Genomic DNA, 3,585 nt, shown 5'->3' with positions numbered 1-3,585 from the left:
CTTGCGCAGGTAAGACAGGATCGACCGGAAGAAGACGAAGTCCCCGATCGACTGGACCCGCACGGCGTAACTTAGGAGCTCGTGGAGGCCGCCTGAAAAATCAAAGCTTGTGATCGATCGAATGTTCATTCCTGATGTTCCTGTCTGATTCCTTCACGCCGGGCGCCGTTACCCGGCAGGTGCATCCACGCATTCCGGCTTCGATCACTTGATGCTCAGCGCTGCATTCAGTGCGACGGTCTTGACCAGATCACTGGCCAGGCCCTTCTTGCCCTTCAATGCCTGCTGCGCCACGATCTTCTGATTGGCTTCCATCACTTCGATGTAAGAGTCGTACGCCTTGATGCGCGACTCGAAATTCTGGATCGACGCGTTCATTTCATTGGCGGTACGCAGCGAATCGTTCGCAACCGCGTTCATGTCGCCGAGGCGATTGCTACCGAAACGGATCGAAGCGATTTCATCGAGACTCTTGATGAAGGACGGCCCGGTCCTTTCCATGAAATCGACCGCATCGTTGTACTTGCGGTTCTGCATCATGCGGATATTCACGCAGATCTGCTTCTGCTGATCCTTCCAGTCACCGGTGGAATCGAAAACGATGGAGGTCAGCATGCCCTTCAGATCGGAGCCGGTACCACAGGTTTCAGCGACCAGATACTTGGGAGCCACCCGGGTCAACGGGGCGGCATCAGGCAAACCGAAATCGTTGGTGATGCCCTGGATCTTCACCAGAAGCTCCTGGTACTCCTTGATCGTCTGCGTCCATTCTTTCACCCAGTTCGCGTTTTCCTTGATGTACTGGGTCTTTTCCTGAATCTTGGATGCGAGCGTATTGAGCTGATTGAAGATGTGCTRGAACAGTGCAGGACCGGTTTCCTGCACGGGGCCGAGGGCACCCGCGTTCGTTGCCGAAAGAGCCAAGGCAACGCCGAGCACTTTGGCCACCGGCTTGAGTACCTTGCGGGTGTTAGCCCGACGCTTGACGTTATCCATGAAGAAACTCCTCTTGTGCTGATTGACATCCACTTGCCTGTCTCCTGATCGCGCCGCCGTCAGGCGGCATCGGACTGGGCCCCTTTGCCCGAACCCTTTCGATTCTTGTAGAAATCTTCAAGCCACTGTTCCGGCGTCAATTCATCCACCGTCACTCGTGCGCGTACTGCGGCTGTCTGCAGSACGCGRTGCATGATGTCGATGTTGTCGGTCGACGCCGAGATCACCGACAGAATGTCGTCCATCCCGCGCAGATTGAGCTGGCACACGCTGGACGCGTGCCCCTGCTTGACCAGGAAGCAGCGCGAGCGCTCATCCAAGGCGGTGACCACCTTGAACTCGGCCTCGGTCAGCTTCAGGCCGTCCATATAATCGCTCTTGCTGGCATTGGGGTTGGGCAGCAGGATCAGCGTTGCGGTCTGTTCGATCAGCGCAGCGGAAATGTCGCTCTTCAGCGCATCTTCCGGACTCTGCGTCGCGAAGATGCCCAGGCCATTCTGCTTACGGATGGTCTTCTGCTTGTTCTTGGCGAATTCCTTCAGGCCACCCTCACCGTCCAGAATCTTCCAGAATTCGTCCATCACGTAGATCAATGGACGACCGTCGATCAGCGACTCCAGGCGATGCAGCAGGTAGTTGATGACCGGCACGCGCACTTCAGGGTTGTCGATGATGTCGGTGTAGTCGAAACCGATGATGTTGGCCTTGCTCAGGTCCACGGTATCCACCGGGTTGTCGAACACCCAGCCCAGCGAGTTGCCCGAGGTCCAGCGGCGCATGCGCGCGTACAGGCCGTCGTCGCCCATGTTGGGCAGGCTCTTCTGGAAATTGGTCATGCTGCGCAGGTGCATCGGCGTGTCAAGCATGCTCTCCACCGCGCGGTAGATATCCTCTTCTTCGCGGGAGCTGTACTCGCGCTTGCCTGCCAGCACCTTGATCAGGTCAGCCAGGAACTGCACATTGCTTTCGTTGTTCTCGCACTGGAACGGATTGAAGCCGGTCGGCGCGCCGTTCTCCAGGGCCAGATAGTTGCCACCGCAAGCGCGCACGAAGATCTCCGCGCCGCGGTCCTTGTCGAAGAAGAAGATGGTCGGCGATGGCTCGTACTTCTGCACCTGGCTGAGCAGGAAGTTGATCAGCGCGGTCTTACCGGTACCCGACTTACCAATCACCATGGTGTTGGCGATCGCCTTTTCACCCAGCGAGTTTTCCGACGGATGGGTGGCATGGAAGTTGAAGTAGTACGGCTGGCCGTTGGTCGTCTGCAACGTGGTGACGCAGTCGCCCCACGGATTGTTGTGCTGCTTGCCGGTGGCGAAGTTGTGCAGTGGCGACAGACCGAGGAAGTTCAGCGAGCTGACGTTGGCCAGGCGAGTGCGGAAGCGCCAGTTGGCCGGAATCTGCGAATAGAACGACGAGGTGACAGCCAAGTCTTCCTTGGTGGTCACGAAGCCGGCATTGGAAAGCTCGGCACGGGTGGTAGCCACGTTCTGGGACAGCTTGGCCTGGCTGTCGCCATAGACCGCCATGATGAAGTGGTACTCGCCCAGTACGAAGTTGCCAGATGACAGATGGTCCATCGCCTGGTCGAGCTCGACGATCTGGCTGACGGCCTTGTCACCGGAGGAAATCATCATGCCTTTGGTGCGGTCGAGCACCTTCAGCGCGTCCTGGCGCCCCATCGGGCTGAACGAATGGGTGATGACATACTCGAAGTCCAGATACTTCAGTCCATTGAGGATGCCCGGGTAGGTGCCCTCGGCATACTCCTTGATGTTGAGGATGGCGCCGAAGTGATTGACGCCGTTGGGCGTGTTGATCACGAAGTCGCCGGTCTTGGCCGAGAACATGTGCCGGCTGACCGGCAGGTAGTCCTTCACTGGTGCCGACAGCACCGGCACGGGCTCATCGATGCGATTGATCAAGTAGCCGAAGAGCTCCAGGGTCTCGGAGAACACCACGCCGTTCTTGGCTTCGTACATGCCCAGGCGGTACGGCGCGTAGTCGCGGATGACGGCTTCGACGTTGCCAGCCAGTTCCATCAGCTTCTCGACGGCCTGTTCCTGCTCGGCGCGGAGCTTGTCGACGTTGGCCGACTTCTCCACGAAGCGCTTGCCGGCCACTACCGGCCGGTAGAGCATGGTCAGGTACAGCTCGTTCTGCATGATGCGCTGCGAGGACAGCATGCCCATGTACTGGTCGGACACGTCCTGGTTGAAGCGCTGCTTGTAGCTGCTCTTGCCCTTCAACGTGCGGCGACGGCGGATGTCATGCACCCAGAAGGCGACGTTGACGAAATCCGGCGCGCGCAGCGTCTGCAGCAACCGATTGAAGGTGTTATGCCGATGTTCCAGCTCCCACTCCTCGCGCCCCACGAACGGCAACCCTTCCAGGTGCCAGGTCAACAGATAGTCGCCGCCCGTGGTCTTCACCACGTTCGGGGCTACATGCGAGGACAGAGGAATGAATTCGCTGATGGACGTATCTGGGCTGAACATACGACTGCTTCCAAAGGGTACTGCCGACGAAGATTCGGAGTGGACCAGGTGGGCGTCTGACGCCCACCTGGTCCGGTCCAGCCCTCAATCC

Annotated in this window: 2 protein-coding genes; both read right to left on the bottom strand. The window is 58.6% G+C overall.

The features are described 5' to 3' along the window. Positions 1-204: 204 nt before the first annotated feature. Positions 205-996 (bottom strand): hypothetical protein, encoded by a 792-nt coding sequence (locus tag AB4Y84_RS16205; protein ID WP_442250441.1) that lies wholly within the window; start codon positions 994-996, stop codon positions 205-207. Between the two features lie 59 nt (positions 997-1,055). Then, on the bottom strand, positions 1,056-3,494 hold the full coding sequence (locus tag AB4Y84_RS16200) for a VirB4 family type IV secretion/conjugal transfer ATPase (RefSeq protein ID WP_223495491.1): 2,439 nt from the start codon (positions 3,492-3,494) through the stop codon (positions 1,056-1,058). Positions 3,495-3,585 lie beyond the last annotated feature (91 nt).

This window comes from Stenotrophomonas sp. 2YAF22, from assembly GCF_052114665.1.
GTDB classification, from domain to species: Bacteria; Pseudomonadota; Gammaproteobacteria; order Xanthomonadales; family Xanthomonadaceae; genus Stenotrophomonas; species Stenotrophomonas indicatrix.
This window is presented reverse-complemented; position numbering and strand designations above follow the sequence as displayed.